Here is a 24,522-nt window from a genome sequence, read left to right on the forward strand (position 1 = left end):
AACGGGAACTGCAAGGGTGGCAGCGAGCCTGCTCGCGATGGAGCTTGACGATAACGCTGGATGCCTGACACCCAGCAGCGTTATCGGCTCCATCGTCGCAACGCCGCCCGGAGACGGCTCGCTCCCACAGGGGGGTTATCCATTAACGCGCGGTGATTTTCCAGGCACGGTGGATCTTGGCATTACGGGCAAAATCCGGATCAATGGTCTGGGCCGTGATCTCCTCGACCGCATAACGCTCGCTGAGGTTGGGTTCCAGTTCGAACTTGCGGAAGTTATTGGAGAAATACAGCACGCCGCCCGGTGCCAGTCGGGCCATGGCCAGGTCGATCAACTGCACCTGGTCACGCTGCACGTCGAATACCCCTTCCATGCGCTTGGAGTTGGAGAAGGTCGGCGGGTCGATGAAGATCAGGTCGTACTCGTCACGGCTGGCCTCGAGCCAGGCCATGACATCGCCCTGCTCCAGGCGGTTCTTGTCGGAAAAACCGTTCAGCGACAGGTTGCGACGCGCCCAGTCGAGGTAGGTCTTCGACAGGTCGACACTGGTGGTGCTGCGCGCGCCGCCCTTGGCCGCGTGAACACTGGCGGTCGCGGTGTAGCAGAACAGATTGAGGAAGCGCTTGCCTGCAGCCTCTTTCTGAATGCGCATGCGCATCGGCCGATGATCGAGGAACAACCCGGTGTCGAGGTAGTCGGTGAGGTTGACCAACAGCTTGATGCCGCCTTCGCTGACCTCGACGAACTTGCCCTGGGCGGCCTGGCGTTCGTACTGCCGGGTGCCGCTCTGACGCTCGCGACGCTTGACCACCACGCGGCTCTTGTCGACGTTCAATGCCTGCGGAATCGCCGCCAGTGCGTCGAACATGCGCGCCGAGGCTTTTTCCGGGTCGATGGATTTCGGCGCGGCGTATTCCTGGACGTGGACCCAGTCCTGATACAGATCGATGGCCATCGAGTATTCCGGCATGTCGGCATCGTAGACGCGGTAGCAGTCGATGCCTTCACGCTTGACCCACTTGCCCAGCGCCTTGAGGTTTTTCTGCAGGCGGTTGGCGAACATCTGCCCGCCCTCGCTCAAGCGCGGCTGTTCGATGACTACCGGGGCCGGTTTGATCGGGTTGCCGTTCTTGTTGTACTGGCGTTCCTGCGGTGCGTCCGGGGTCTGATCGTACGCGGCCTGCTCACGCTCGACCTGACGCTGCTCCGGGGTACGACGCTCGCCGGTGACGAACTGGTCCGGCGTGACCTTGATCAGCAACAGCTTGCACGGCAATGCGCCGTTCCAGAACGAATACTGCTTGTGGCTGCGGATGCCCATGCGCTTGCCCAGGTCCGGGGCGCCGGTGAACACCGCGGCTTCCCAGTTCAGGCAGGCCTGGCGCAGACGTTCGCCGAGGTTCTGGTAGAGATACAGCAGGCTGGCCTCGTCCCCCAGGCGCTCGCCGTACGGCGGGTTGCAGATGACCAGGCCTTTCTGGTTCTGGTCAGGGCGCGGTTCGAACGTGCCGACTTCACCCTGGTAGATCTTGATCCAGTCGCTCAGGCCGGCACGCTCGACGTTGTTGCGGCCCGGTTGAATCAGGCGCGGGTCGGCTTCGTAACCGCGAATCCACAGCGGTGGCCGGGCCATGCCGGCCGCGGCACGTTCGAGTGCCTCTTCGTGCAGTTTTTTCCACAGTGCCGGCACATGGCCGAGCCAGGCGGTGAAGCCCCACTGTTCACGGCGCAGGTTCGGCGCCATGTCGGTGGCAATCATCGCCGCTTCGACGAGGAACGTACCGACACCGCACATCGGGTCGGCCAGCGCGCCGCCCTCGGCCGCAATGCGCGGCCAGCCGGAACGGATCAGTACGGCCGCCGCGAGGTTTTCCTTCAGCGGCGCCGCGCCTTGCTGCAGGCGATAACCGCGCTGGTGCAGGCTGTGGCCCGAGAGATCGAGGGAAAGGATCGCTTCGCCACGGTCCAGGCGCAGGTGAATGCGCAGGTCCGGGTTGAGTTTGTCGATGGACGGACGATCGCCTTGCGGGGTTCGCAGTTTGTCGACAATGGCGTCCTTGACCTTCAAGGCGCCGAAGTGAGTGTTGTCGATACCCGAGCCGTGGCCGCTGAACTCGACGGCCAGGGTGCCGTCGCTGAGCATGTGATCCTGCCAGTCGATATCGAGCACGCCGTGGTACAGGTCTTCGGCGTTTTTCATCGGGAAACGCTTGAGCACCAGCAGCACCCGGTTCGCCAGGCGCGACCACAGGCACAGACGGTAAGCGGTTTCCATGGAGGCCATGCCGCGAACGGCAGAGGTGTGTTCGCGCGCGTCTTCAAGGCCAAGCCCGACGGCTTCCTCGATGAGCAGGCCTTCAAGGCCTTTGGGGCAAGTGAGGAAGAGTTCGAAACGATCGGACATGGTAATGACAGAGCCTTTGGCTAGTGGACCGACAACGCATTGCCGGCCCGGTTTTCAATCAGGCGCTTTTCTGAAAGAGCGCCCGCGTGGCACGAAAGTGTGCCGTCCCATCCGTGCTGCTCGGGTCAGAAGAGCTTAGATGCACGGACAGATAAAAAAGTTGATGCAACAAAATGTCATAACGCGACCCTTCGTCGCATAGCGTCCGAGTTAACGGGAGCCATTCTCAGCAGAAGATTAGCGTCATCATCTTGCGAAGGGCTGATCATACAGGGGTTTGCGCCCTGAACAGGCAATAAACATTGAGTTACTTATGGCCATAGCATCTTTATGGTTACGTCCTTATGACAAAACGATCATTCCCTCGATGTGACGCATTGGTTAGAACTCAACACAGGTTGACGCCGCGAGTGACGTCAACACCTTGGCTCGCCACGCCGGCAGCGAGCCCCAACGGCAGACTTTCTGCCAGACCTCGATCGAGGTCAACGCGATAAAAACAGTCAACAAGTGAGGGCAACACCCTATGAGAAGACTTAAGCGTGATCCGTTGGAAAGAGCATTTTTGCGCGGATATCAATATGGCGTTGGTGGCAAATCCCGTGAGCTTTGCCCATTTACTCTACCGTCGGTACGCCAAGCCTGGATCAACGGCTGGCGAGAAGGACGCGGCGACAACTGGGACGGTATGACCGGCACTGCGGGAATCCACAGACTCAACGAACTTCACGCCGTCGGCTAACACAAGGCACACACTCCGACACGACAATCTGATTACGTACCGACTTACCACGCACGCCCCATCCGGGCGGCGGGCTTCGGCCCAAGGGCTCCTTCGAGGAGCCCTTTTTTATGCCTGAATGTTCATCGCGAGCAGGTTGGCTCCCACAGAGTCAGTGTGAGCCTGGCGGGCGCGGGCCCGGGATCAGCGCAGGGCTGCGATCGCGTCGACGGACTCGCGAATCAACGCAGGCCCCTTGTAGATGAAACCGGAATAGAGCTGCACCAGGCTTGCCCCGGCGGCGATTTTCTCGGCCGCGTGCCTGCCTTCGGTAATGCCGCCCACCGCGATGATCGGCAAACGACCGGCCAGTTCCGCCGCCAGCACCTTCACCGTGTGGGTGCTCTTGTCGCGGACCGGCGCGCCGGACAAACCGCCCGCCTCATCGCCGTGTTCCATGCCTTCGACGCCGACGCGGCTCAGGGTGGTGTTGGTGGCGATCACCGCGTCCATCCCGGTGTCGATCAGCGCCTGGGCGACTTGAGCGGTTTCCTCGTCCGACATGTCCGGGGCGATCTTGATCGCCAGGGGCACGTGCTTGCCGTGACGCAGCGCCAGTTCCGCCCGCCGCGTGGCCAGGTCGCTGAGCAGTTGCTTGAGCGAATCACCGAACTGCAGGCTGCGCAGGCCCGGGGTGTTCGGCGAGCTGACGTTGACCGTCACATAGCTGGCATGGGCGTAGACCTTGTCCAGGCAGATCAGGTAGTCGTCGACGGCGCGCTCCACCGGGGTGTCGAAGTTCTTGCCGATGTTGATGCCGAGCACGCCTTTGTATTTGGCCGCTGCCACGCGGGACAGCAGGTGATCGACGCCGAGGTTGTTGAACCCCATGCGATTGATGATCGCCTCCGCTTCCGGCAGGCGGAAGATCCGCGGTTTCGGGTTGCCCGGCTGTGGACGCGGCGTGATGGTGCCGATTTCGACGAAGCCGAAACCCAGTTGGGAAAAACCGTCGATGGCCGCGCCATTCTTGTCCAGGCCGGCCGCCAGGCCGACCGGATTCGGGAAGTCCAGGCCCATGACGCTTACCGGCGTGCTTGCCGGCGCCTTGCACAGCAAGCTGTTGAGGCCCAAACGTCCACCCGCGCCGATCAGGTCGAGGGACAGATCGTGGGAGGTTTCCGGGGAAAGTTTGAACAGCAGCTGACGGGCCAGGGTGTACATGGGCTGATTCGGACTCTGGGCGATGAAAAGTGTCGGCGATTATAGCCGGGCTGCCTGACTCAAGGAACCACAGTCTCCTGCGGCAGGACGTAGACGTTATCGGTACGCTTGGCACAGCCGAAGACAAAGGGAAAGTAGAAGATCATCCCCATCAGGGCGACACACCCGGCGATGATGTGGGCCTGATAGCCTTCGCCGACCTCTGCACTGTCGAGCAGGGTGGCGACCGCCCCCAGGACCAGCGCGAACGAATGCCCCGCCGAGAGGCTGAATGTGCCGAAGTCAAACATCGTATCGGCCAGTTCGCTGCGTGTCGGTCGCTGAAGCCCCGCTCGCACTTGCAACACTTCGTGCTGCACGGCCTGCGGATCGGAGAACACCGAATCGCGCCCCGGGTCCGGTGACAACAACTGGCAACTCCTGCAAAAGATGGAAATCATGTCATCCAGCACCATGCCGGCGCCATTCAACATGCCTTCCACCAGGTCCGCGCCAACGCTGTACCTCAATCCTTGCGCCGCACGGGCCGCACCGCTCAATGGCAGTACTTGCCCCAATTCAGCCAGCAGGAACTGCGCCACGCCGTTGACCACCGTCGTGGCTCCGGTGTTGGCCGCGTTGGGCGCTCCGGCGTTGCTCTGCAAGGACAGGAACAGATTGGGCAAGCTTCGGGCCAGCGTGTAGATCGATCCGCCGATCATCGCCGGGAGCACCCGCTGCGAGGCGCCCGTGAGGTGCCCGGCAATCAACGATCCCAGCAGGACGGCCGCCATGCTCACACGCCCCAGGCGCGACGGCACATTGGCGGTGCCGTTCACCTCATTTCGAATGGCACCGCCGATCAGCAAACCCAGGTCGACGAGGGTCAACGCCACCGCCACCCATGCACGCCCGGCCGGCGTCGAGTCACCCTCGCGCAAGGCTAGCTCGACGTGATAGCTCACGGCCTGGCGCACGGCGGTCGCGAGCGCCACGACCAACCCCGTGCGTCCCGCGATATTCAGCAGGTTCAACCCGGGACCTCTGGCCGACTCCAGCCACGCCCTGCCCGCCTCCAGCAGGGTGGTGACCCGGCTGTCACGGGACTGTTCGCTGTCGGCGGCATTCAACTCCCTGACGCGCGCGAACAGCGACGGATCGACCAGCACTGTCGGCAGGCGTCCCTCGGCAATGAAGGCATCGACCTGGGCGACCCCCTCCATATCACTGGCGCCCAACGCTGCGCGACAGGCCTCGAGCTGCAGGCTCACCTCGCGGTTCACCAGCGCGATGCCAGTGCCGATTTGCCGGGGTGTGCCCATGTCGAGCACGCGAAAGTCAGGCGATACGGCAAGCGCCGAGAGCACAGGCGATACCCGCTCGGTGGCGGGCGTTTGCGCGATCGTGGTGATGGCGCGGTTGTACACGGGTAGTCCATTGATCAAAATCATTCTCCTCACTGCCTGTTCGTAGAGTGGTTGTCGGGCGTGGCCTCACCACTCACTCTTTTCCCACGCGTCGTCGTCCGTCACCTGGAACACCTCGCGGGTGTAACTCATGACAAACACCTTCATGGCGAAGGCCATGCCATTGACGCCTTTGATTTCCTGGTAGAGCGGCGTTTTGTCCAGGCCCTCGTCTTTCAAATGACTCATGAGCCGCAGCGCTACGCTGCTCAGGGCTTGCGAGGTGGGATACAGCGCAGTTCCTGCGTCCGCGCCAGGCAGCGTCCTGAGAAGTTCGTAATGCGCCCTCTGGCCCTTGCCCTCCAGCGCCGACAGCCTTTGATGAAGCGCTTCGATGCCCGGATCGACCCCGGACGATTTGCCCGTCGCCTTCAACAATCGCGACTCAAGGGACTCGACCCTGGATACCGGCTCAGCGCGCTGCACAGTCGTCACGGTTTCAATCTTCATGGCGCGCCTGCTCGAATTCCGCACACAGCGCCCGCAACCGACTGATCGAGGCGTCATCGAGCTGTCGAGCCGATTCGGGCAGATTCGCCAACTGCGCCAACAGCAGTGGCTGCAACCGCTGACAGGTCGTACCGATATCGAATTCGAGCAATTGGTCGGCCAAACGAAACACGTAGCGCTCCTCGGGCTGATAGTCGATGACCAGCGCACCCGGCCAGAAGCCCTGCAGTCGCTGGCGCAAGGCCGGGTGTCGGGATTGGCAACGCATCGGCAGCAAGACCTGCAACGGCGCGCCGACATCGGCCTGCTCCGCCAGCCAACGCTCGAGCATTTCGTCCAGCCACTCGACCCGCGTCAGTGCCTCACTCAATAGCTGCCGGGCGGCCTGCGTCAGGTCCTCGCGCAACTGCATGCCGAGCGCCTGCGTTTCGAGCAAGCCACCGGCCAGGTCCTCCACAGCCCGGAGCATGCCGCTGGCGTAGCCCTCCTGATACGCCTGTGCGCGAATCGCGGCAGCTTCGGATCGGGCCTGCCCGACACAATCCCGCGCCCAACGTCTGGCCTGTTGCTGCAGGGTGCCTCGCTGGCGCGCGGCGCGCAGGTCTTCGCTTGCCACCCGGGCATCGCTCGAGGCCGGCACGTCATTCAAGGTTCGGATGGAGTCGAGCATGCTGCACCGCCAGAAAGAAAAGCGTGGGATCGGCCGCTGCGACCGGCCACTGTGTTTGCCGGTCGACAACATCGGGAGAGAATTGCAGGGGCAGCCGTTCGCACAGCGGCGCTGGCACGAACCCGGACAAACCCGACAATGCGTTCAAACCCACGGCTTGCACCTGCTGCATCAGCTCCCCTGCCGGGTCCAGCGGCGGGCTGGTGCGGCCACCCGGCCGGCAACCGGCAAACAGGCGCAAAGACCTGGGCAATCGCTGCAAGGCCCCGCCTTGCGCCAACCGTGGAAACAGTCGCCAGGCCCCCATCAGCCTCGCGATGTGCGGCAGTTGTTGCCATTGCCCAACCCACTGACGGGCCACGGCCGTCAGTGGCATCGGCAGCCATGGGCCCGGCGGCCCCAGCCCGTCGAGAAGGATCCGGTTGAGTGCACGCCGTGCCTCGGGGCTGTCGAAGCCGACCGGCAAATCCAGGCGCTGCGGGTGCAGGTAATCCAGCGGTTCAGTGAGGATCCACCGCAGACGCTCAGCGCACGCCATCGCGTCGTCCTCCTTTCAACAGTCGGTAGCCGAACGCGGCGCCGCCGGCCAACAGCGCGAGCATTGGCACCAGCAGCCAGGCCCAGGGTGAATCACCCGGCCTCGCCATCGCGGATGGCGTGACGTGCTGGGTGGGTGAACGCACCGACAGGACAACTGAAATGTTGTCGTAGTCGACGTCGGCAAAGGTGTTTTTGAGAAATCGCTTGATGTCACCGATCAGCAACTGCGGCTCGACACCTCGCTCGTGCACGGCCACGGCCGCCAGATGAATGGGCGCGGCCTTGCGCCCGCCTTCACCGGCGTCCAGGTCATAGCTGACATGTACCCGCGCCGAGACCACGCCCTCGAGCACGCCGATGGATTGTTCCAGACGCTGCTCCAGCGCCGAATACAACCGGGCTTTTTCTGCCCTGGGAGAAGCGACCAATGCATCGGCGGGAAACATCTCGGCGACTTGCAGCCGTGGTCTGGAAGGCAACGAATAGAGGTTGAGCAAATCGACCGCAGCAGCGAAATCCACCGGGTCGATCTTCACCGCATACCCGGCCTTGCCTGCGTCGACCTTCGTCGCGGCGATATTGTTGCGCTGCAGCACCGCCAGCACTTCGTTGGCCTGCTGCTGGTCCAACCCTTCCAGCAGGTTGGGCTGGCGGCAACCCACCAGCGCCAAACACAACACCACCGGCAACACACCGGCTTTCATGAGGCGCGCAACAAGGTTTCAGCGGTGCTCACGCTCTTGCGAACCAGCACATTGAGCAAATTGATATCGACGTTGTACTGCCCCATCCGCTCCTGCAGTTGCGCCAGCACCTCGGGGTTGGTGAGATCCGGCCGTTGCGTCAGTCGCTCGATCGCCGCCACGTCCTGCGCGCTGTCGACCGCCGAACCGGCGAACGCCTCGATCAGCCGGCGCTCAAGGGACACCACCGGGCCTTGCTGCGCACTGCGCAAGTCAGTGAAGGTCGCCGCCCCGACGAGTGAAGGGGAAATACTCTGAATAGCCATGTCGTGCCCCTTGGAAAGGACCATCGCCAGGCAGCGATGGCCCGTCAGGTTGAGTGAATCAGCGAGCCGCCTGGATGATCGCCATGTCGATGTCCTTGAAGCCCTTGACCGTACTGGTCTGGGCATTGCGAAACACGGTGTAGGACGAGAACGCCGTCTGGTAGGCCGCCAGCTTTTCCGGGTTGGAGGCATCACCCTTGAGGGCCGTCAGTGCGTTTTTCAATGCGGTGTTGAGCGCACTCGCTCCGTTTTCGAACGCTGACGCCTGCTGGCCGAGAAAATCATTGTGAAATTTTGCCGCGCTAATGCCTTCAGACATGTGTCACCTCCAGATTTGCTTGGGGAAATGCCAGGACGACGACGTCGTCTTGATGTAGCCCTGAGGGCCGGTTTGAAATGACTTGCCCTTGAGCAGGTCATCCTTGAGCTCGACAGCGAAGTGCACGTAGCGATCGCCCCACTGCCGACGAAACTCGCCGACGTATTGGCGGGCCGTCGCCAGCTCGGCATCGCGCATGTCTGCGCCGAGGGCAAAGGTCACACTGCCGGCGTACCCGACCCGGTCGAACGCCAGTGCCAGGCGACGCAAGCCTTGTTCGGCGAGGTCGGCCAACAGGTTCTCGTCCTGTAGCTGCACGACCACATCCCGGGCATAGGGAGCGGCCTCGAGCAACATGTCGAGCAATCGTGCCTGGCGTTGCGGCGTGAGCACATTGCGCTGCGCGCTGAGCAGCAGCCGTGGCTGGGTGGGGTCCTTTAAATCGAGGGCATGCCAGGCCAATTGCGGATCGTGTTCGATCAGCAGGTTTTCCAGGCGACGGCGTTCCTGGTCGATCACCAGCACGTTGGCCACGGTGGCGTTGCGCATCAGCACTTGCCGACTCCAGCCGGCATCCCGTTCGGACGCCACAAAGACGTACACCTTGCGGTCTCGCCCGAGCACGACCTCGATATCGCCGCTGGCGCCGCCGATCAAACTGCGCACATGGGTTTGCGGGGCCGGATCGGGCAGCGGCCAGAGGCCTGTCGAGGCCACCAGCAAGGCCAGTAACAGCCCACCGCCCGCCCACTTCGCGGCGACAGGCAACGGCCAGCGTCCAACGGCCGATTGCGGCGGCTGCAACGTTTGACTGCCCGGCAGAACGTGCACCCAGGCCTGCCCCGCTTCCCGCACAACGACCGACAGGCCGCCGATCTGCACGGGCTGCAGAAAGGGGCAATGCCGGGTTTGCGTGGGCTCGTCGAGCAGGTGCAGGGTCACGCCCTCCAGGTCGCTGTCCCCCGGCAACACTTCAAAGTTGCAACCACCCTGCTCCAGAGGAACGAAGATCGCGTCCTCGGGCACACTCACGACGTGTGCGTCCAACAACTCGAGCGGCGCGACGATGAACAAGGTTCGCGACTCGGCGAGCGGGAACTCGCAGCCCTGCAGCGGACCGTTGAGTATCCGCAGGATGCAGGGCCGTGGAGAGAGGGCTGAAATATCCGTCACCGTTCAGGCTCCGGCCAGTGAATGAGCGCTCATCCTAAAAGCACCGCCCATGAGATTCCTGATCGAATTATCGTGGTCATCCCCGGGCATCATCAGAATCCCGCTGGCGAACCGCGACTAACCCAGCAGCACTGCCGGATGCCCGACCGGGTCCATGTTCATGGCCTGTTCCCGGTCACTCGACTGGACGATACGCACTCGCAGCATCTTCGCCCGTACGCAGTTCGGATCGTGACGCAGGCACCTGTCGATGCTCTGGGCGGCCTGCCCGTGGCGTTGCCAGAACCAGTAATGCCACGCATGAAAGAAATGCACCTCCGCCAGGTCGGCGTTGAGCATGCAGCGTCGAAACAACACCTGCGCCGCTTCCTCGCAACCGCGCAGGCTGGTCAGCAAGGCAAGGCGCGCGATGGCCGGCGGGCTGCCGGGGTCCAGGGACAGGGCCCTGGCGACCGCCGAATGCGCCAGATCGATGGCATCCTGCAAGTCGCACAGCCCGAGCATCGCCTGACCCAGCCAGACATCCACCAGGCCACACCAGGCAGGGGCATAGCGCTCGTCCAGTTGCAGGCCATGGCGAAATTGCACCAGGGCATCGCGCAGGCTCTGCGCCGTATGACGCTGGATGCTGCACAAACCATTGAGGTAAGCCACCAGGGCCGGGTAGGACGAACAGGTCGTGGCGCACGGGCGCAAACCCGGCAAGCGTTGCGCAACCAGGCAGGTCAGCTCACCGAGCGCCTCCCCCAGGTCTTCGCCGCGCACCACCTGGGCATGCAACAGCGCATGATCGATACCCCGTATCAACTCGACCGACCATTGCTGTTCGACAGCCTGCGGGACATGACGTCCGGTCAGGTAGAAGTCCGGCATCAGGCCCTCGACCAGGCACCGCGCGTCGATGGGTGGGGCGTAGGCGGCCATCAACCCTGAAGGCACGACATGCAGCGCCTCACCGAATGCCGTGGTCAATTGGCGGATCATGGCGTCCTGCCAATCCAGTGCCTGGGACTCGCTCACCCCGCGAAACGGCAGGATGGCCAGCGACGAGACCCTCACGCCTGCCTGTTCGTTGAGACCCAGCGCCACCACCGGGCAGGTGAATCGGTAACCCTGGCCGTACACCGTCGCGATAAAATCCTTGTTGTCCTTGAGCAGCTTGCGCAGGGCGTAGATGCAGCGGGTCAACGACTCTTCGCCCGCATCGGTCGCGGGCCATACACAGTCCAGCAGATGATCCTTGGTGATCACCTTGCCCGCCGATGCCAGCAGCAGGCGCAACACACTCAATTCCTTGGGGGGGACGTGGACTCCGTGTCCATCTCGCATCAGCGTTCCATCGCTTTGCAGTAGCCAGTGGTCAAAAACGAACGACTGCACCGGCGCTTTATCAGTTGCACTGTCCATACTTTGAAACTTCTCTATAGGAAGGTACTGAAACGCAATTGAGCCCGTCGCGGGACGGGCTCAAGATGACAAGCTGCGTGACTATAGGAAGTTGGGTGGGAGGAATCCGCAGGGCGATCTCACTTCTCAGCGATGAAAATGCGATTTTTGCCGTAGGACAAAAGCTACCGCGTCCGCTCAGAAATTCAGCATCGCCTTGAGCATGTCCGTGTACTGATTCAAGTGCGAAGACAGGATCTTGTTGAAGTTGTCGTGATAGGCGTTGGCATTGGAATACTTCTGCGTGAACGATTGCAGCCGGTTCTTCAGACGGTCTTCCTGGGCGGTGAAGCCGGTTTGCCAGGACTGGAACCTGGCGGTATCCCAGTCGACACTGGCGCCATTGGGCGGCAGTTGGCCGATCATGATGGTCAACGGGCTGAGGTCCATCACGACGCTGTAGCCACCGTTGGCGTTTTTCCTCAGGCTGTCGTCAGGCAACCCCAGCGCCTTCAGCCACTTCCCGGCTTCCTCCCGGGTGGCGTCGCCCATGCCCGGAGCCGGGAACAGGACAGCGGCAGCGCGAGGGGGTGAATACCGACTCACCAGTGCCTGCAGCGCGGACCGCAGCTCAGCGACGTTCAACCTGACTTCCTTGCCGTCCTTGACCCCCTTGATCCAACCCTCCAGTTTGGCGGTGATGTCCTTGTTGAACGCGTCGAAGAACCCGGTGAAGACATCGATGATGTGTTGATAACCCGCCAGGTAGCTGTTCTTGATCAGGCCGATCAGTTCCTGCAGCCTGTCAAAGAAGTCGCTGGAGCCGTTGCGGTGCTGCGTGAGTTCGCCGGCGATGCCGTCGGGAGGTGAGGGATTTTGTTGCACCTGCGACAGCACGCCCTGCTGAGCGGCGCTCAGGCGTTGTTGCTGCTCCGGACGCAGGGACTGCTGAATATGCGACATCACCGCGCCGGACTGACGCACTTGCAGCGCCCACATCTGCGCGCGAATGCGCTTGCCCTGGAGCTGCTCGCCAAACTCGGCCATGGTCGCGTCCGCGCCGCTGCCCGCCAGCAACTGCTCAGCCAGTTTCTGCGCTGGCGGCTGGACCTTGAGCAGGTTGTCGAGCTGGCGTTGGATCCCCTTGTTCGAGCGGTCCAGCAACTGCACGAGTGGCTGGACAACCTGAGGCGTGCGCGGCAATTCATCGGGCAGAGGCCTGGCGTCGGCCCGACGGGCGTCGACGGCCTGGTGAGTCGGTGGCGCTGTGAAATCGGCAATTCTCATGGGGTGCTCCCGATCAGGTCGCTTTTCCGATGACTTCAATCCGTGACTGGAACAGCTGCATCACGATCTCCATGAGTTTTTGCAACAGTGCCGCATCCGACGAGTCCTTTTGCCCGACTTCATCGCCCAGGCTTTTCTGCGTGTTGTGCGCGCTTTGCTGCAGGACCTCCTTTTCCCGCGCGGCGTGTTCGCCGATGCGCACCATGCTGGTCACCACCTGGCTCAGGCTCATCGACATCGCGTTGAGTACGCGGCCGATCTCCAGTCGCTTCTCGATGCCCTTGCCGCTCGTCTGGCTCAGCCAGTCGGAGGTGCGGCCGACGTTCTGCGCCTTGATGATTTCACTGTCGAACCAGGCTTGTTCCCGGGCGTTCAGCGTCGAACCCTGGGGTTTGAAATCGACGGTTTTCATTCGGGCAAAATCATCGAATACCGTGATTTTGTAGGCAGTGTCCGGATTCCAGTCATCGCGAACACGCGCCTGCTGCAAGTCACGCTCGACGATGCCGGCGTCGAGGGCATTGCGCTGGTGCAGGTCGATATCGGCTTGCTTGAGCCCTTGCCCCTGGAACGTCTTGAGCAGCGCAAATCCGGCGATGGCACCGGAGACCACGGCGGCGGTGATGGCGCTGAACATCGCCGCCTTGCCCGACTCGACGATGGCCGCGCCCTGGGACTTGGCGGCATCGGCGGCCATCACGCTGAAATGCCCGCGCAGTTGTGCGTTGGCGACCCGCGCGACATTCAACGCGATGATCGCAGCGACCAGCACGTTCGCGTGTTTTTCCCAGGCACCGGGATCGAACACCAGATCGTTGCGCACCTTCTCGCCCACCGTCAGCGTGGCCGCGAGCAAGTCCTGCTGATCGGACCCGGTGGGCTGATAGCCGTCGATGCCACGTTCAAGCTCCGCTGCCGAAACGCCAGGAACCGGCGGGTTGGCCAGCACCTGGCCCTGCCCCACCATACCCTTCAAGGACGAGTCGCCGGGCGACAGCCAGACCTTTTCGGCGCCCGCCGTGCTTCGCGACGGCATGACGACACCCAACGCAGACACTGCATTTGTACTCATGAGAAACTCCTTCTATCGGTGAATTCAAACCTGCCGGGCCATTTGCACGCTGACGGCATGGCTGCGTTGCAGGTCGGCAAAGACCTGTTCGATCTGCCGGCCACGATCCTGCATCGCCTTGCCGTAGTCCTCGACGATGCGTGTCAGGTAACGGGTGAGCTCGTCGTTGACCGCCATGTGCACCCGGACATCGGCCAGGTGCCTGGCGGCCTGGGCCTGATGCACACCACTCTGTGTACCCATCACGCCCTGCGCGCCGACGCCGCCGAATTCGGTGACCGCCTGGGCGACTTCGACCCTGGCGACGTAGCGGGCCAGTGCCACGGGGTCCGCGCCACGGCTGACGAAATGGCGCAGTTGACTGAGCATCTGGGTCAGGGTGTTGCCCAACGACGACGCCAACTGCCGCGCGGCCTGTACCGCCGCCGGTGCGGCCTGGGCCGCCACCGAGCCGATTTTCGAAGCAACGGCACTGAGCAGCGGCCCGATCACCTTGATCCCGACCATGACCGTGAGCACGATGGCGCCCAGTGTGGCGGCGATGCCCGCAATCATCCCGGCGATTTGCCCGATGTCTTTGGCCGTCTTGGCGTCGACGCCAAACGCCATCAACGTCTTGGTGTACAGGTCGGTAAACAGCTTCACGGCTTCCTGCATGACCGTGGTCAGCGGTTTCATCACCTCGGCCATGAACGATGCGCCGGTGAGTTCCCGGGTCACCTCGTCCGCAATCATGATGGCGGCGCCGATGACCCCGACGGCGATCAATACCGGGTTGACCGTCAGGACGCCCGCGACAATCGTAGCAATGGACACCAGCGCACCCACGACTTTACCGACGCAACCCATGGTCTTTTGCAACGCTTCGGCCTTGCGCACTTCCTCCAGGTACTGCTGCGATTCAAGCTGCATTTTTTCCTGCAATCTGGCCTGCAGTTGCAGCAACAGCTCCTGATTGAGCGCTTCCTTGTTCTGCGCGGAATCGCCCAGCAGCTCGATGAGTTTCAAGCGGTTCAGCAGCGCAAGCGCACTGGCGCTCAACGCCTTTTCATCGGCCTGCTTGAGTGGAGCACCCGCGACACCTGCCTCCACCAACTGGCCGGTCAGGAACAGCAGGTTTTTCGCGGCGGCATTGGCGGTCTCGATCAGCTTCAAGTGGGCATCGGTGGCCGTTTGAACAGACTGGGTCGCGGTTGTCAGCTCACCCTTGAGCCGGTCGCACCGCGCCAACTCGCTCGCATACTCCGGTGATTCGGCGGCCAGGCCGGCCAGACGGGTTTCGCTGGCATCCCGCTGGCCCTGAACGCTCTGCACGCGCTCACGTTGTTTCTCCAGTTGCTGCTGACTGTTTTCCACCGCGCCCTCGGCGGTTTCCAGCGCCGTCACGGCCAAAGTGTATTGAGTGGCGAGTTTTTCCTGGCCCTGCTGCCGGGCACCAGCCAGGCTTTGGGCCATCGCCAGCCGACTCTTCAGCTTGTTGATGTCGACCTCGCCGATCAGCTCGCTGATCATCGCCATCAGCAGCGTGAACAGATCGCCCTGCGCGGCTTTTCCAAGGTCCCGTGCCATGGGCGGGTGCAATTGCGGTCGTCCCGGGGCCGGCGCGGACTGACCGGGTTCGGCGTGGTAATTCACCGACATCAGGGCGCCCAGCGCCTCCTGGCCCGCCTTGCGATAATCCACCCGGGCGGCGATTGCATCACCCGTGAAGGTGTCGGAACGGCCAGGCCCAAACACAGAGGCCGGATTCATTGTGCGGCTGATGTCACTCATGTTCAGTCCTCCGAACAGTCCTTTTCGAGGGGGCCCAATGTGTCCAGATACACCTGGGCCTGTTGGCGCAGGTCCTCCTGCGTCGCCTGGTCGAGTACGTACTCGAAACACAACCTGGCCTTGGCGATCCGGCCCAGGGCAAGCTGACACTGGCCGGTGTACAGCATCGGTCGGTAGTCGTTGCGGCCCTGGGCGAAGGCGATGGCGTACAGGTCGATCGCTTTCTGGTGGTTGCACTTGAGTTGATGCACCGCCGCCAACCCCATCCAGTAATGGCTGTTGTAAAAATCGTAGATGCACAGGAAATGAAAGAACTTCTCGGCATCGTCCAGCCGCCCCTGCTCATAGAACTTGAACGCGAAGGCGTACAGGTCATCCATGTGCTCGTCGCTCAAGCCCTGAACCTGCTTCAACGATGCTCCGGCGAGGACGGCATCGACGATGCCCAGGGCGACCCGCTCGTCTTGTTGGTTGTCACCACTCATCGGCCACACTCCTGAAAAAGTGCCAGCGTCGCCGGCCCGTGCATTGAGCCAAAGCACCCTCAGGGGCGCTGCCAAATTGCGCTCAAAACGCCCGCCCGATTGCCTGTGGGAGCAAGCCTGCTCGCGAAAAACGGCCAGACAACCTGCGTCATCGTTGACGACCGTCGCCAGCGCGCTCACGCCCACAGCGATCCGCCATCACGCCTGCTCGACCTGCTCCAGCCAGATCAACAGGCGCAGGACTTCCTCGACTTCCTGCACCTGCAGGAAGCTGTAGCGCTGATGGGTCTTGAAAATGCGGCGGGCCAGGGCCGGGTCGTTGATCACCGGGACGCCGACCTCCCGGGCGTAGGCCCGGACGGCCAGGGCGCGCTGGTTGGTTTCCATCAGGGAGATGAAAGGCAGCACGATGATGTCCGGGCGGAAATACACGCCGATGGCGATATGGGTGGGGTTGGCGATGATCATCCGCGAGCTGCGCACATCGGACCTGACCTGCTCCGACAGCAGCTCCAGGTGCAGGTCGCGGCGACGCCCCTTGAGGTGCGGGTCGCCGTCCAGTTCCTTGTGTTCGCGCTTGACCGCATGCTTGTCCATCCTCTGCTCGCGCATGAACAGCCAGTATTCGCTCAGCGCATCGAGCACCACGATCAACAGCACACAGAGCAGAAACGCCAACACCAGCACCAGCAGCAAGTGGCCCCAGATCGCAAACAGATCCGGGGCGCGGGCAAACAGTTGGGCAAACAGCAATTGCCGCTGAGTGATCCAGACCATCCACAGCGCCAGGGCAAAACTGCCCAGGTACAGCAGCGCCTTCAGCGTGTCCTTGAGCGTGCGCAGGCTGAACAGTTTTTTCAGGCCATTGATCGGGTTCAGCGCGCCGAAATTCAGCTTCAAGGCTTCGCTGGCCAGGGCAAAGCCGCTTTGCAGCAACGCCGGCACGGCGCTGGTCAGGATGCACACCACCAGCAGCGGCAGCAGCGCCTTGAGCCCCACGAGCACCAGCGTCGCCGAATACTGTTGCAGGTCGGCGTCGAAATCCCGGGCGATGATGCGTCGATAGACCTCCATGATCTCCAGCAACGAGCTGTTGAATACCATGTAGGCGATGCCGCACAGCGTCAGGCAGGTGACGACCAGATCCCGGGCCTTGAACGTCTGCCCCTTGCGCGAAGCATCGCGCAGGCGCTTGGGCGTGGGTTTTTCAGTCTTCGAGGCGCTGGACGACATCACCCGACTCCCCGTCAGCGGACAAATAGTGCGCCACCCCCCGGGAGCCGGCGCCCATGCGCAGGACTTCATCGGGCACGTGCGCGCCGAAGTACAGCATCAGCACCATCACCGCCACCAGGCTCTTGACCGTCAGCGACACCGAAAACGCGTTCATCTGCGGCGCATACCGCGACAACAGACCCAGCAGCGCCTCGCTGATCAACAGAGTCGCCACCACCGGCGCGCTGATCACCAGCATCTTGCCCACCAGGGCATCGAGCAGGCCGAACAGCGCGTGCACATTGATCTCGCAGACATCGACCGGGGCGCACAGGCGATAGCTGTGGCCGACGGTTTCGAGCATCAACCGCATGCCGCCCCCTTCGAGGTACACCACGGCGGCAAACAGTTGCAGGAAGTTCGCCAGCTCCGAGGTATCGACGCCGTTGGCCGGGTCCACGGTGCTGCTGAGCAGGGCCCCACGCTGGTTGTCGATCAGGTTGCCCATGGCGTGCAGGACCCAGAACGGCCAGCACAGCAGGACGCCGAGCAACACGCCAATGCCAGCCTCGCGCAGCAGCCAGCCGAAGAATGCCAGGCTGTCGAGACGCGGTAGCGGCACGCCGACACTGGCCCAGAACCCCGCCGCCACCAGCAGGATCACTGCCTGGCGCGGTGCCCCGGTCAACACGCCGCCGTTGAGAAACGGCAGCATGAAAAAAATCGGCGCCAGCCGTGCGAACCCCAGCAGCGCGACGGCAAACCAGGCATACAGGTCGGAAAACAGGGTCGCTGTCATTCGGCTAGGCCAACGCCAGGCGCATGACTTCACGACTGAAATCGAGCAAGGTTTCACCGTACCAGCCCGAGAGCAAAAACAGGCACGCCGCCACCGCCAGCAACTTGAAACCGAACGGCAGCGTCTGCTCCTGCAACTGGGTCACGGTCTGGATCAGCCCCACGACCAGGCCGACCACCGTGGCGACAATGATCGGCCAGGCGACCATCAGCAGGATCAGGTACAGGGTCTTGTTGCCGGCATACACCAGGTCGTTCATCGGCGCCCCTAGGCCAGCAGCGTCAGGTATTGCCTGACCAGCCCGGTCGACAGCAGCGCCCAGCCATCCAGCGCGACAAACAGCACCAGTTTGATCGGCACCGAGATGATCACCGGACTCATCATCATCATGCCCAGCGCCAGCAGGATGCTGGAAATCACCAGGTCGACGATCACGAAGGGCAGGTACAGGTAAAAACCGATCTTGAATGCGCTTTTGATTTCACTCAGCGCATAGGCCGGCAACAGTGCGAACAACGAAGGCGCGGGGGCTTCCTCGTCGACTGCACCGGTCTCGTCATCGTCCTGCGCCGCCTGCGCACGCTCGAAAAAGCGGGCCAGTTCCGGATCGGTGTACTTGCGCAGATAGTCCTTGTAGCCACCCAGCCCGTTCTCCGCGAAGTTCACCACCGACTCGATGTCGGTGAAGGCCACCGCCTCTTCCTTGTAATAGCCGTAACCCTGTTTCATCACCGGGGTCATGACGAAGATCGCCAGCATCAGGGCAATCGCATTGAGCGTCATGTTCGAGGGCACCTGTTGCAAGCCCAGGGCGTTGCGCACGATGACAAACACGATGGAAAACTTGATGTAGCAGGTGCCGGCGGCCACCAGGAACGGCAACAGCGAGGCGAACGCCAGCAGCGCGATCAACGAAACGTCATTCATCGCGGCGGTTCCGGGCGATACAGCTCCAGCACCTCGACGCCCAACTGTCCGTCCAGTTGCACCAGTTCGCCACGGGCCACGGGCTTGCCATTGGCGCGCACCTCGATCTGCCGCGCGGCGTCGCTCGGCAAGGGAATGAGTTGCCCCTCGATGATCTGCGACAGCGTGCCCAGGTCGATCTCATGGCTGGCCAGCAGAAACTCCAGGCGCACCGGCAAACTCGCCAGTTCGACCGGTGTGACGATGGGTGCTTCGTCGTGCGTTGATTGCATGTGTAATCCCCCTTGGGTAAACGTGAAAACGCCAATGCATCGACTGGCCAGCCGGCAGTGGTCGGTCCGCTGGGTGATGCGCAGAACGTCGCCCGGCCCCAGCCGCGCCCGGTTGCCATGGCTCAGTTGGCTGCTGCCGAGCAGCAGCTCCAGGCGCAGCGGCAGATCCCGCAGCCAGGGCGCCGCTCCCGGCGTGACGGCGCGTACCGTCGGCACCTGCGTCACCCACACCCGGCCCCGTGCGGTGTCGAGCCACGGCAGGTCTTCGCTGGGCAATGCCGGCGGGGCGATCAGTTCGATGTCGCGCAACTCGTGGTAAGGCAATGCCGCCTCCGGCAGCAACAAGGGTTGGGGCACGGCCTGGAACAAACAGGCGATGCTGGAGGCCGGGCATTCGTGAGGCAGCCACCCGCGCAGTGATGGCCATGCGTGATGCAGCCAGTCAACGGCGTTGATCAGGCCGCGCCATTCGCCCGCGCGGCCACTGGCGCAAAATCCCAGATAGCCCGGTTGTCGGGTGGGCCGCCCGAGGCCCGCGTGGTGACCGGCGTGGCGCCAGCGTTGCACCACCTGCGCCCTGGCGTGGGCCACCGCCTCGACCCGGCGCAACGTCAACGCGCTCATGTGCTGGACTCTTGCGGCTCTTCATCCGGCGATTGCCGGGAGCCTTGGCGTTGCTGCTCGCCACGCTGATCGGCCAGCCGCCATCCGGGCTCTCGCAGCTGTTCGAACGGTGCCTTGAGCTGTTCGAAAACCAGCGGGTTGCTCGGACTGAGCAGCAACGGTCGAGCGGGTTCGTCGGGCTCTCGACTGATCGTCACCTGCCCGCTGGCCGCGCCTTTGTTGAAGGGCACCTGCAACAGGCCGGGACCTGGGCCGGGTGGTGTTTCGATCCTCGGCTCGATGGCAGGCCGGGGGACGGGTGCCGGGGGTAACGGGAGCGCGAGTGCTGGGGTGACCGGCGCGGGGCGCGTGCCGTACAGGTTCATTGAGGCGTCGGCAACGACTGTGCCCGCAAGATCATCAGGCGCCCTTGCGGCCGCCTTCGCGAGCAGGCTCGCTCCCACACGGGATTGCGCTTCCCGGAGAAATTGAGCCTGCTCTCCCCCACTGGCATGCGACTCCCTGTGAGATTGAGCCTGCTCTCCCACATGGGCATGCGACTCCCCGTGGGAGCGAGCCTGCTCGCGAATACGCCCGTCCAGTCCCCCCAACTCGCCCACATCGGAACCCGATCCCCTGTGGGAGCGAGCCTGCTCGCGAAGGCGCCCGTCCAGTCCCCCCGACTCGCCCACATCGGAACCCGATCCCCTGTGGGAGCGAGCCTGCTCGCGAAGGCGCCCGTCCAGTCCCCCCGACTCGCCAGCCGATCGAGTTCGCACGATCAACGCCGCCAACAAATCCAGCACACCTTGCGGTAATTCCTCCACCTGCACCGGGACCCGCCGGTCGTGCAGCCCATCGGCAATGCCTGCGTTATCGGGCACCACGCTGTGAGCCGGGCCGGGTGAAACGGTGGCTATGTCTTTCATCGCCGCGCTCCACTCATCTCTTCCGTCTCCCGTTCTTCACGGCGAAGCTGTTCCAGCCGTTGTACCCGCAGCCGTTGCTGCAGCGAACGAACGCAGCTGTCATGTTTGCGCCGCGCCTCACGCAAGTGTTCGCGTTGCCGGAGCAACGACTGCTCAAGTTGTCTGCACTGCCCGGCCACGTGGTCACGCTCCAGGTGCAGCAGGTCAAGCTGCCGCCGGAGCAGCGCCTGGTGGCGCAACAGCGCCAGCAACTGCGCGTAATCGAGGGTGATGTCGCTGGCCTGATGGCTGGCCAGCAGGCTGCGCAGTGAGACCTCCTGTTCCGCGAAATCGCTGAGTTCGCGCAGCAACGGCTGCAACTGTCGTTGTGTCTGCAACAGCGCCCGCTCGGCACGTTGCCAGCGCGACTGCTGGAGCGACAGCAGGCGTCGCAGCTCAGGCAAGCAGTTCATTGAGGCTCCGCAGGGTGTCGTCAGGCGTGCACCGCTCAGCCGTCGGCTGACGCAGCCAGTGCATCAGGGCTTCGCGGCGCTGCAACGCCTGATCGCTGGCGGCATCCGCGCCCGGGGTGTACTCGCCCAGGTCGAGGAAGACCTGCAACTGCTCCAGGCGGGCCAGGGTGTCCCGGGCCGAAGCCGCCGACGCCTGCACCTGGGCGCTGCTGACTTGGGTGGCGACACGGCTGACGCTGCGCAAGACATCGATCGCCGGGTAGTGCCCTTTGGCGGCCAGGGTTCGGCTGAGGCAGACATGACCGTCGAGAATCGAGCGGATCTCTTCGGCGATCGGGTCCGGCTCGTCGTCACTTTCCAGCAGCACTGTGTACCAGGCGGTGATGCTGCCCGTGGCGGTCACACCCGGGCGTTCCAACAGGCGCGGCAGTGCGTCGAACACCGACGCCGGGTAACCGCGACGGGCCGGCGCTTCACCTGCGGCCAGGGCCAGGTCGCGGCGCGCCCGGACGTAGCGGGTCAACGAGTCCAGCAACAACACCACGCGCCGGCCCTGGTCGCGAAAATACTCGGCAATGGTCGTGGCCAGCAGCGCCGAATTGCAGCGATCCACCGAGGAAAAATCCGAGGTGGCAAACACCACCACGCAGCTTGAGCGTCGGGGCGACTGGCGCAGGTGTTCGATGAACTCGGTCACCTCGCGCCCGCGCTCGCCTATCAGGCCGACGACAAACACATCGGCATCGCTGTGGCCGATCAGCATGTTGATCAACGTGGTCTTGCCCGACCCGGCCGCCGCGAACACGCCGATGCGCTGACCGACTCCGCAGGTCAGCAAGCCATCGATAACCCGAATGCCAGTGTCCATCGCCTGTACCACCGGCCGCCGCTGATGGTAAGCGGGTGGGTCGGCGTCCACCGGGTAGTCGTGAGGCGCAACGTCTGCCGACGGCGCCAGTCGCTCCACCACATGCCCCTGAGGGTCGACCACGCTGCCGAGCAGGGCCTCGCTGCAACGCAGGTGCAAGGTCGAGCCCGTCGGCACGATCATCGATGCCCTGGACAACCCCCGGCCATCACCCAGCAGGCTGAGCAACACCGTAGCGGGTTTGAAACCGATCACCTGCGCCCGCGCCGCCACCTGCGGCGAAAGCCAGTGGCGGCGCACCTCGCAGACTTCACCGATCACCACATCGTCCAGCGCCGCTTCGAGCAAGGCGCCGCTCAAGCGCAGCGGATGCGCCGCCCGCCGCTCCAGCCGCGGGTCGCTCGGTGCTCGCCAGGTGTCATCAGGCAGTAAGTCATTCATGGGTCGAGTGGGCTCAGAGGGTCTTGAGGACGTTGACCGAAACGGTCTCGGATATTTCGCCGAACGACATCACGTCCAGCTCGCGGAACCGTCCTTCGATCAGCTTCTTGATATAGCGCCGCACATCCACCGAACACAGCAGCACCATGTCCTTGTGCGCGATGTGCAGGCTGTCCAGGCCGACGCTCAGGCGGTCCATCAACTCTTGCGCCTCCGACGGCTCCAGGTTGATGAAACTGCCGCCCGAGGTCTGCCGGATTCCCCGGCGCACCACCTCTTCGAATTCCGGCGACAACAGCAGGACGCGCAGGTCATTGCCATGGGCGAACTTGTTGCTGATGTAGCGCGCCATCGTCCCGCGAACGTGTTCGACCAGCGCCAGCACGTCCTTTTCCCGCGAGGCCCAGTAGGCCAGCGACTCGAGGACCAGCTTCAGGTTGCGCACGGAGATGCGTTCGCCGACCAGGCGTTGCAGCACTTCGGCGATCTTCTGCACGGTGACGTGGCGATACACTTCCTTGAGCAGGTCGGGATAGCGACTCTCCATTTCGTCGAGCAGGTGCTTGGTCTCCTGCACACCGAAAAATTCCTGGATGTTGCGTGCCAGTAACGTCACCAGGCAGCGATAACACTCCTCGTCGGCCGCTCGCAGTTGATAGCCCAATTGCTGCACCTGCGCCCGGTCGACGGCGCCGACCCACACGCCGCCCTGGCGATTGCTGTCCTGGCCGCGCACCAGGGAGAACCCCAGGGGTTCCAGGTCCGGCGAGTAGTCCAGCAGGCGCCAGTGGTCGAAATGGATGTCGAACTGCTCGGCCCGCACTTCATTGATCAGCACCGCCACCTGGTGCGCCGGCAAGCCGTCGTTGCCACGCAGTTGCGGCTCGGGGATGCGCAAGCCGTAATCGACGAAGAACTGACTGCGAAATCGCGCGGCCCAACGGGCCCGGGTCAACACCTCCAGTTGCGCGGTGGGCACCAGCAGCATCAGGGCGACGGTTTCAGTGGCGAGGGTGTCGATGTTCTCAAGCAACCCCGACCCGACGTGCAGCGCGTCCTGCTCGCTGGCGCCGACACGCGGGGCGCCCTGCCCGCCGACTGGCCGCAGGCGGAAAAACACCACCAGCGCCAACAACGCGGCGATGGGCACGAAGGTCAGCAGCGGAAAGCCCGGCAGCAGGCCGACGCCCAACGCCAGCAACGCAGTCACGCCGATGACGAACGGGTTGCCCAGGGTCTGCGCGAGCATGTTGCGCCCCAGGTTGCTGTCGTCACCGTTGACGCGGGTGACGATGAAGCCGGCGCCGATGGCGATCAACAGGGCCGGAATCTGCGCCACCAGGCCATCGCCGATGGTCAGCAGGGTGTAGGTCGACAGGGCGGTGGACGTGTCCATGCCCAACTGCCCGACACCGATGGCCATGCCCCCGATGAAGTTGACGAAGATGATGACGATGCCGGCGATCGCGTCGCCCTTGATGAACTTCATGGCGCCGTCGAAGGCACCGTACAACTGGCTTTCGCGCTCCAGCACGTTGCGCTTGTCCCTCGCCTCTTCGGCGCTGATGGCGCCCGCCTTGAGGTCGCCGTCGATGCTCATCTGCTTGCCCGGCATGCCGTCCAGCGAGAAGCGCGCCGCGACTTCGGCGACCCGCTCCGAGCCTTTGGTGATCACGATGAACTGGACGATGGTGACGATGGAAAAAATCACGAACCCCACCACCAGGCTTTCGCCAATCACGAACGTCCCGAACGAGGCGATGATCTCGCCGGCGTCGGCCTGGCTGAGGATCAGGCGGCTGGTACTGATCGACAGCGCCAGGCGAAACAGCGTGGTCAACAGCAGCAGCGCCGGAAATGTCGAAAAGGCGAGGATGCGTTCGATGTAGAACGAGCCCATGAACACCAGCAGCGAAATGACGATGTTCAGGCCGATGAGAAAATCCACCAGCGCCGTCGGCAAGGGAATGATCAGCATGGCGATGATCATCACCATCAGTGTCAGGATCAGCAGCTCCGGGCGCGCGCCAACGTTGCGCAGAAACACGTTGAGCAGGC

The 24,522-nt window shown here is 63.3% G+C and carries 25 protein-coding genes; 1 reads left to right on the top strand and 24 read right to left on the bottom strand.

Annotated elements, in window-relative coordinates; all coding sequences use genetic code 11:
• Positions 1-142: 142 nt before the first annotated feature.
• A complete protein-coding gene (rlmKL, locus tag IB249_RS02210; protein WP_192301884.1) occupies positions 143-2,404 on the bottom strand; it encodes a bifunctional 23S rRNA (guanine(2069)-N(7))-methyltransferase RlmK/23S rRNA (guanine(2445)-N(2))-methyltransferase RlmL in 2,262 nt (753 codons plus the stop codon).
• 526 nt (positions 2,405-2,930) lie between these two features.
• Here rlmKL and rmf point away from each other — a divergent pair.
• The gene (gene rmf / locus IB249_RS02215; protein ID WP_003223300.1) at positions 2,931-3,146 is read left to right on the top strand and encodes a ribosome modulation factor; all 216 of its coding nucleotides are present in this window, start codon (positions 2,931-2,933) and stop codon (positions 3,144-3,146) included.
• 183 nt (positions 3,147-3,329) lie between these two features.
• Here the strand turns inward: rmf and IB249_RS02220 are convergent, their stop codons facing one another.
• The 23 genes from IB249_RS02220 to IB249_RS02330 form a co-directional block, all read right to left on the bottom strand.
• Positions 3,330-4,349, bottom strand: a complete 1,020-nt coding sequence (locus IB249_RS02220) for a quinone-dependent dihydroorotate dehydrogenase (protein ID WP_192301885.1) — start codon at positions 4,347-4,349, stop codon at positions 3,330-3,332.
• Between the two features lie 59 nt (positions 4,350-4,408).
• Entirely contained in the window at positions 4,409-5,779 is a 1,371-nt protein-coding gene (locus IB249_RS02225; protein WP_225606801.1) for a hypothetical protein, read from the bottom strand.
• A 42-nt stretch (positions 5,780-5,821) separates the two neighbouring features.
• On the bottom strand, positions 5,822-6,244 hold the full coding sequence (locus IB249_RS02230; protein ID WP_192301886.1) for a hypothetical protein: 423 nt from the start codon (positions 6,242-6,244) through the stop codon (positions 5,822-5,824).
• Positions 6,234-6,914 carry an oxygen-regulated invasion protein OrgB gene (locus IB249_RS02235; protein ID WP_192301887.1) on the bottom strand — a complete coding sequence of 227 codons (681 nt, stop codon included), beginning with the start codon at positions 6,912-6,914 and terminating at the stop codon, positions 6,234-6,236. The genes IB249_RS02230 and IB249_RS02235 overlap by 11 nt, the downstream gene beginning before the upstream one ends.
• On the bottom strand, positions 6,886-7,452 hold the full coding sequence (locus tag IB249_RS02240; protein WP_192301888.1) for a secretion system protein: 567 nt from the start codon (positions 7,450-7,452) through the stop codon (positions 6,886-6,888). The genes IB249_RS02235 and IB249_RS02240 overlap by 29 nt, the downstream gene beginning before the upstream one ends.
• Positions 7,439-8,158: an EscJ/YscJ/HrcJ family type III secretion inner membrane ring protein gene (locus IB249_RS02245; protein WP_192301889.1), complete on the bottom strand. Its 720-nt coding sequence runs from the start codon at positions 8,156-8,158 to the stop codon at positions 7,439-7,441. The genes IB249_RS02240 and IB249_RS02245 overlap by 14 nt, the downstream gene beginning before the upstream one ends.
• The gene (gene sctI / locus IB249_RS02250) at positions 8,155-8,463 is read right to left on the bottom strand and encodes a type III secretion system inner rod subunit SctI (RefSeq protein WP_192301890.1); all 309 of its coding nucleotides are present in this window, start codon (positions 8,461-8,463) and stop codon (positions 8,155-8,157) included. Before sctI ends, IB249_RS02245 begins: the two co-directional genes overlap by 4 nt.
• A gap of 58 nt (positions 8,464-8,521) precedes the next feature.
• Positions 8,522-8,782: a type III secretion system needle filament subunit SctF gene (sctF, locus tag IB249_RS02255; RefSeq protein WP_192301891.1), complete on the bottom strand. Its 261-nt coding sequence runs from the start codon at positions 8,780-8,782 to the stop codon at positions 8,522-8,524.
• Between the two features lie 3 nt (positions 8,783-8,785).
• Positions 8,786-9,955: a PrgH/EprH family type III secretion apparatus protein gene (locus IB249_RS02260; protein WP_192301892.1), complete on the bottom strand. Its 1,170-nt coding sequence runs from the start codon at positions 9,953-9,955 to the stop codon at positions 8,786-8,788.
• Positions 9,956-10,072: 117 nt separating this feature from the next.
• Entirely contained in the window at positions 10,073-11,362 is a 1,290-nt protein-coding gene (locus tag IB249_RS02265) for a winged helix-turn-helix domain-containing protein (RefSeq protein ID WP_192301893.1), read from the bottom strand.
• Between the two features lie 177 nt (positions 11,363-11,539).
• Positions 11,540-12,628 carry an IpaD/SipD/SspD family type III secretion system needle tip protein gene (locus IB249_RS02270; RefSeq protein ID WP_192301894.1) on the bottom strand — a complete coding sequence of 363 codons (1,089 nt, stop codon included), beginning with the start codon at positions 12,626-12,628 and terminating at the stop codon, positions 11,540-11,542.
• Between the two features lie 13 nt (positions 12,629-12,641).
• The gene (locus IB249_RS02275; RefSeq protein ID WP_192301895.1) at positions 12,642-13,700 is read right to left on the bottom strand and encodes an IpaC/SipC family type III secretion system effector; all 1,059 of its coding nucleotides are present in this window, start codon (positions 13,698-13,700) and stop codon (positions 12,642-12,644) included.
• Positions 13,701-13,724: 24 nt separating this feature from the next.
• Positions 13,725-15,473, bottom strand: coding sequence for a type III secretion system translocon subunit SctE (gene sctE / locus IB249_RS02280; RefSeq protein ID WP_192301896.1), 1,749 nt, complete (start codon positions 15,471-15,473; stop codon positions 13,725-13,727).
• 2 nt (positions 15,474-15,475) lie between these two features.
• A complete protein-coding gene (gene sicA / locus IB249_RS02285; protein WP_192301897.1) occupies positions 15,476-15,958 on the bottom strand; it encodes a type III secretion system translocator chaperone SicA in 483 nt (160 codons plus the stop codon).
• Between the two features lie 198 nt (positions 15,959-16,156).
• Positions 16,157-17,191, bottom strand: coding sequence for an EscU/YscU/HrcU family type III secretion system export apparatus switch protein (locus IB249_RS02290; protein WP_192301898.1), 1,035 nt, complete (start codon positions 17,189-17,191; stop codon positions 16,157-16,159).
• A complete protein-coding gene (sctT, locus tag IB249_RS02295; RefSeq protein WP_192301899.1) occupies positions 17,166-17,972 on the bottom strand; it encodes a type III secretion system export apparatus subunit SctT in 807 nt (268 codons plus the stop codon). Before sctT ends, IB249_RS02290 begins: the two co-directional genes overlap by 26 nt.
• A 4-nt stretch (positions 17,973-17,976) precedes the next feature.
• Positions 17,977-18,231, bottom strand: a complete 255-nt coding sequence (locus IB249_RS02300) for an EscS/YscS/HrcS family type III secretion system export apparatus protein (RefSeq protein ID WP_192301900.1) — start codon at positions 18,229-18,231, stop codon at positions 17,977-17,979.
• A gap of 8 nt (positions 18,232-18,239) precedes the next feature.
• Positions 18,240-18,899 (bottom strand): EscR/YscR/HrcR family type III secretion system export apparatus protein, encoded by a 660-nt coding sequence (locus IB249_RS02305; protein ID WP_192301901.1) that lies wholly within the window; start codon positions 18,897-18,899, stop codon positions 18,240-18,242.
• Positions 18,896-19,795 (bottom strand): FliM/FliN family flagellar motor switch protein, encoded by a 900-nt coding sequence (locus tag IB249_RS02310; RefSeq protein ID WP_192301902.1) that lies wholly within the window; start codon positions 19,793-19,795, stop codon positions 18,896-18,898. The genes IB249_RS02305 and IB249_RS02310 overlap by 4 nt, the downstream gene beginning before the upstream one ends.
• Positions 19,792-20,031 (bottom strand): hypothetical protein, encoded by a 240-nt coding sequence (locus IB249_RS02315; protein WP_192301903.1) that lies wholly within the window; start codon positions 20,029-20,031, stop codon positions 19,792-19,794. Before IB249_RS02315 ends, IB249_RS02310 begins: the two co-directional genes overlap by 4 nt.
• Before the next feature lie 668 nt (positions 20,032-20,699).
• The gene (locus IB249_RS02320) at positions 20,700-21,155 is read right to left on the bottom strand and encodes a type III secretion protein (RefSeq protein ID WP_192301904.1); all 456 of its coding nucleotides are present in this window, start codon (positions 21,153-21,155) and stop codon (positions 20,700-20,702) included.
• Entirely contained in the window at positions 21,139-22,464 is a 1,326-nt protein-coding gene (gene sctN, locus IB249_RS02325) for a type III secretion system ATPase SctN (protein WP_192301905.1), read from the bottom strand. Before sctN ends, IB249_RS02320 begins: the two co-directional genes overlap by 17 nt.
• Before the next feature lie 13 nt (positions 22,465-22,477).
• Complete coding sequence (locus IB249_RS02330) at positions 22,478-24,520, bottom strand: EscV/YscV/HrcV family type III secretion system export apparatus protein (protein ID WP_318653489.1); 2,043 nt, start codon at positions 24,518-24,520, stop codon at positions 22,478-22,480.
• Between the last annotated feature and the right edge of the window lie 2 nt (positions 24,521-24,522).

The organism is Pseudomonas sp. PDM04 (assembly GCF_014851765.1).
Taxonomy (GTDB): domain Bacteria; phylum Pseudomonadota; class Gammaproteobacteria; order Pseudomonadales; family Pseudomonadaceae; genus Aquipseudomonas.

Coding starts and splice junctions, on each gene's coding strand:
- rlmKL (WP_192301884.1), bottom strand. CDS start 2,404: ATGTCCGATCGTTTCGAACTCTTCCTCACTTGCCCCAAAGGCCTTGAA.
- rmf (WP_003223300.1), top strand. CDS start 2,931: ATGAGAAGACTTAAGCGTGATCCGTTGGAAAGAGCATTTTTGCGCGGA.
- IB249_RS02220 (WP_192301885.1), bottom strand. CDS start 4,349: ATGTACACCCTGGCCCGTCAGCTGCTGTTCAAACTTTCCCCGGAAACC.
- IB249_RS02225 (WP_225606801.1), bottom strand. CDS start 5,779: ATGATTTTGATCAATGGACTACCCGTGTACAACCGCGCCATCACCACG.
- IB249_RS02230 (WP_192301886.1), bottom strand. CDS start 6,244: ATGAAGATTGAAACCGTGACGACTGTGCAGCGCGCTGAGCCGGTATCC.
- IB249_RS02235 (WP_192301887.1), bottom strand. CDS start 6,914: ATGCTCGACTCCATCCGAACCTTGAATGACGTGCCGGCCTCGAGCGAT.
- IB249_RS02240 (WP_192301888.1), bottom strand. CDS start 7,452: ATGGCGTGCGCTGAGCGTCTGCGGTGGATCCTCACTGAACCGCTGGAT.
- IB249_RS02245 (WP_192301889.1), bottom strand. CDS start 8,158: ATGAAAGCCGGTGTGTTGCCGGTGGTGTTGTGTTTGGCGCTGGTGGGT.
- sctI (WP_192301890.1), bottom strand. CDS start 8,463: ATGGCTATTCAGAGTATTTCCCCTTCACTCGTCGGGGCGGCGACCTTC.
- sctF (WP_192301891.1), bottom strand. CDS start 8,782: ATGTCTGAAGGCATTAGCGCGGCAAAATTTCACAATGATTTTCTCGGC.
- IB249_RS02265 (WP_192301893.1), bottom strand. CDS start 11,362: ATGGACAGTGCAACTGATAAAGCGCCGGTGCAGTCGTTCGTTTTTGAC.
- IB249_RS02270 (WP_192301894.1), bottom strand. CDS start 12,628: ATGAGAATTGCCGATTTCACAGCGCCACCGACTCACCAGGCCGTCGAC.
- IB249_RS02275 (WP_192301895.1), bottom strand. CDS start 13,700: ATGAGTACAAATGCAGTGTCTGCGTTGGGTGTCGTCATGCCGTCGCGA.
- sctE (WP_192301896.1), bottom strand. CDS start 15,473: ATGAGTGACATCAGCCGCACAATGAATCCGGCCTCTGTGTTTGGGCCT.
- sicA (WP_192301897.1), bottom strand. CDS start 15,958: ATGAGTGGTGACAACCAACAAGACGAGCGGGTCGCCCTGGGCATCGTC.
- IB249_RS02290 (WP_192301898.1), bottom strand. CDS start 17,191: ATGTCGTCCAGCGCCTCGAAGACTGAAAAACCCACGCCCAAGCGCCTG.
- sctT (WP_192301899.1), bottom strand. CDS start 17,972: ATGACAGCGACCCTGTTTTCCGACCTGTATGCCTGGTTTGCCGTCGCG.
- IB249_RS02300 (WP_192301900.1), bottom strand. CDS start 18,231: ATGAACGACCTGGTGTATGCCGGCAACAAGACCCTGTACCTGATCCTG.
- IB249_RS02305 (WP_192301901.1), bottom strand. CDS start 18,899: ATGAATGACGTTTCGTTGATCGCGCTGCTGGCGTTCGCCTCGCTGTTG.
- IB249_RS02310 (WP_192301902.1), bottom strand. CDS start 19,795: ATGAGCGCGTTGACGTTGCGCCGGGTCGAGGCGGTGGCCCACGCCAGG.
- IB249_RS02320 (WP_192301904.1), bottom strand. CDS start 21,155: ATGAACTGCTTGCCTGAGCTGCGACGCCTGCTGTCGCTCCAGCAGTCG.
- sctN (WP_192301905.1), bottom strand. CDS start 22,464: ATGAATGACTTACTGCCTGATGACACCTGGCGAGCACCGAGCGACCCG.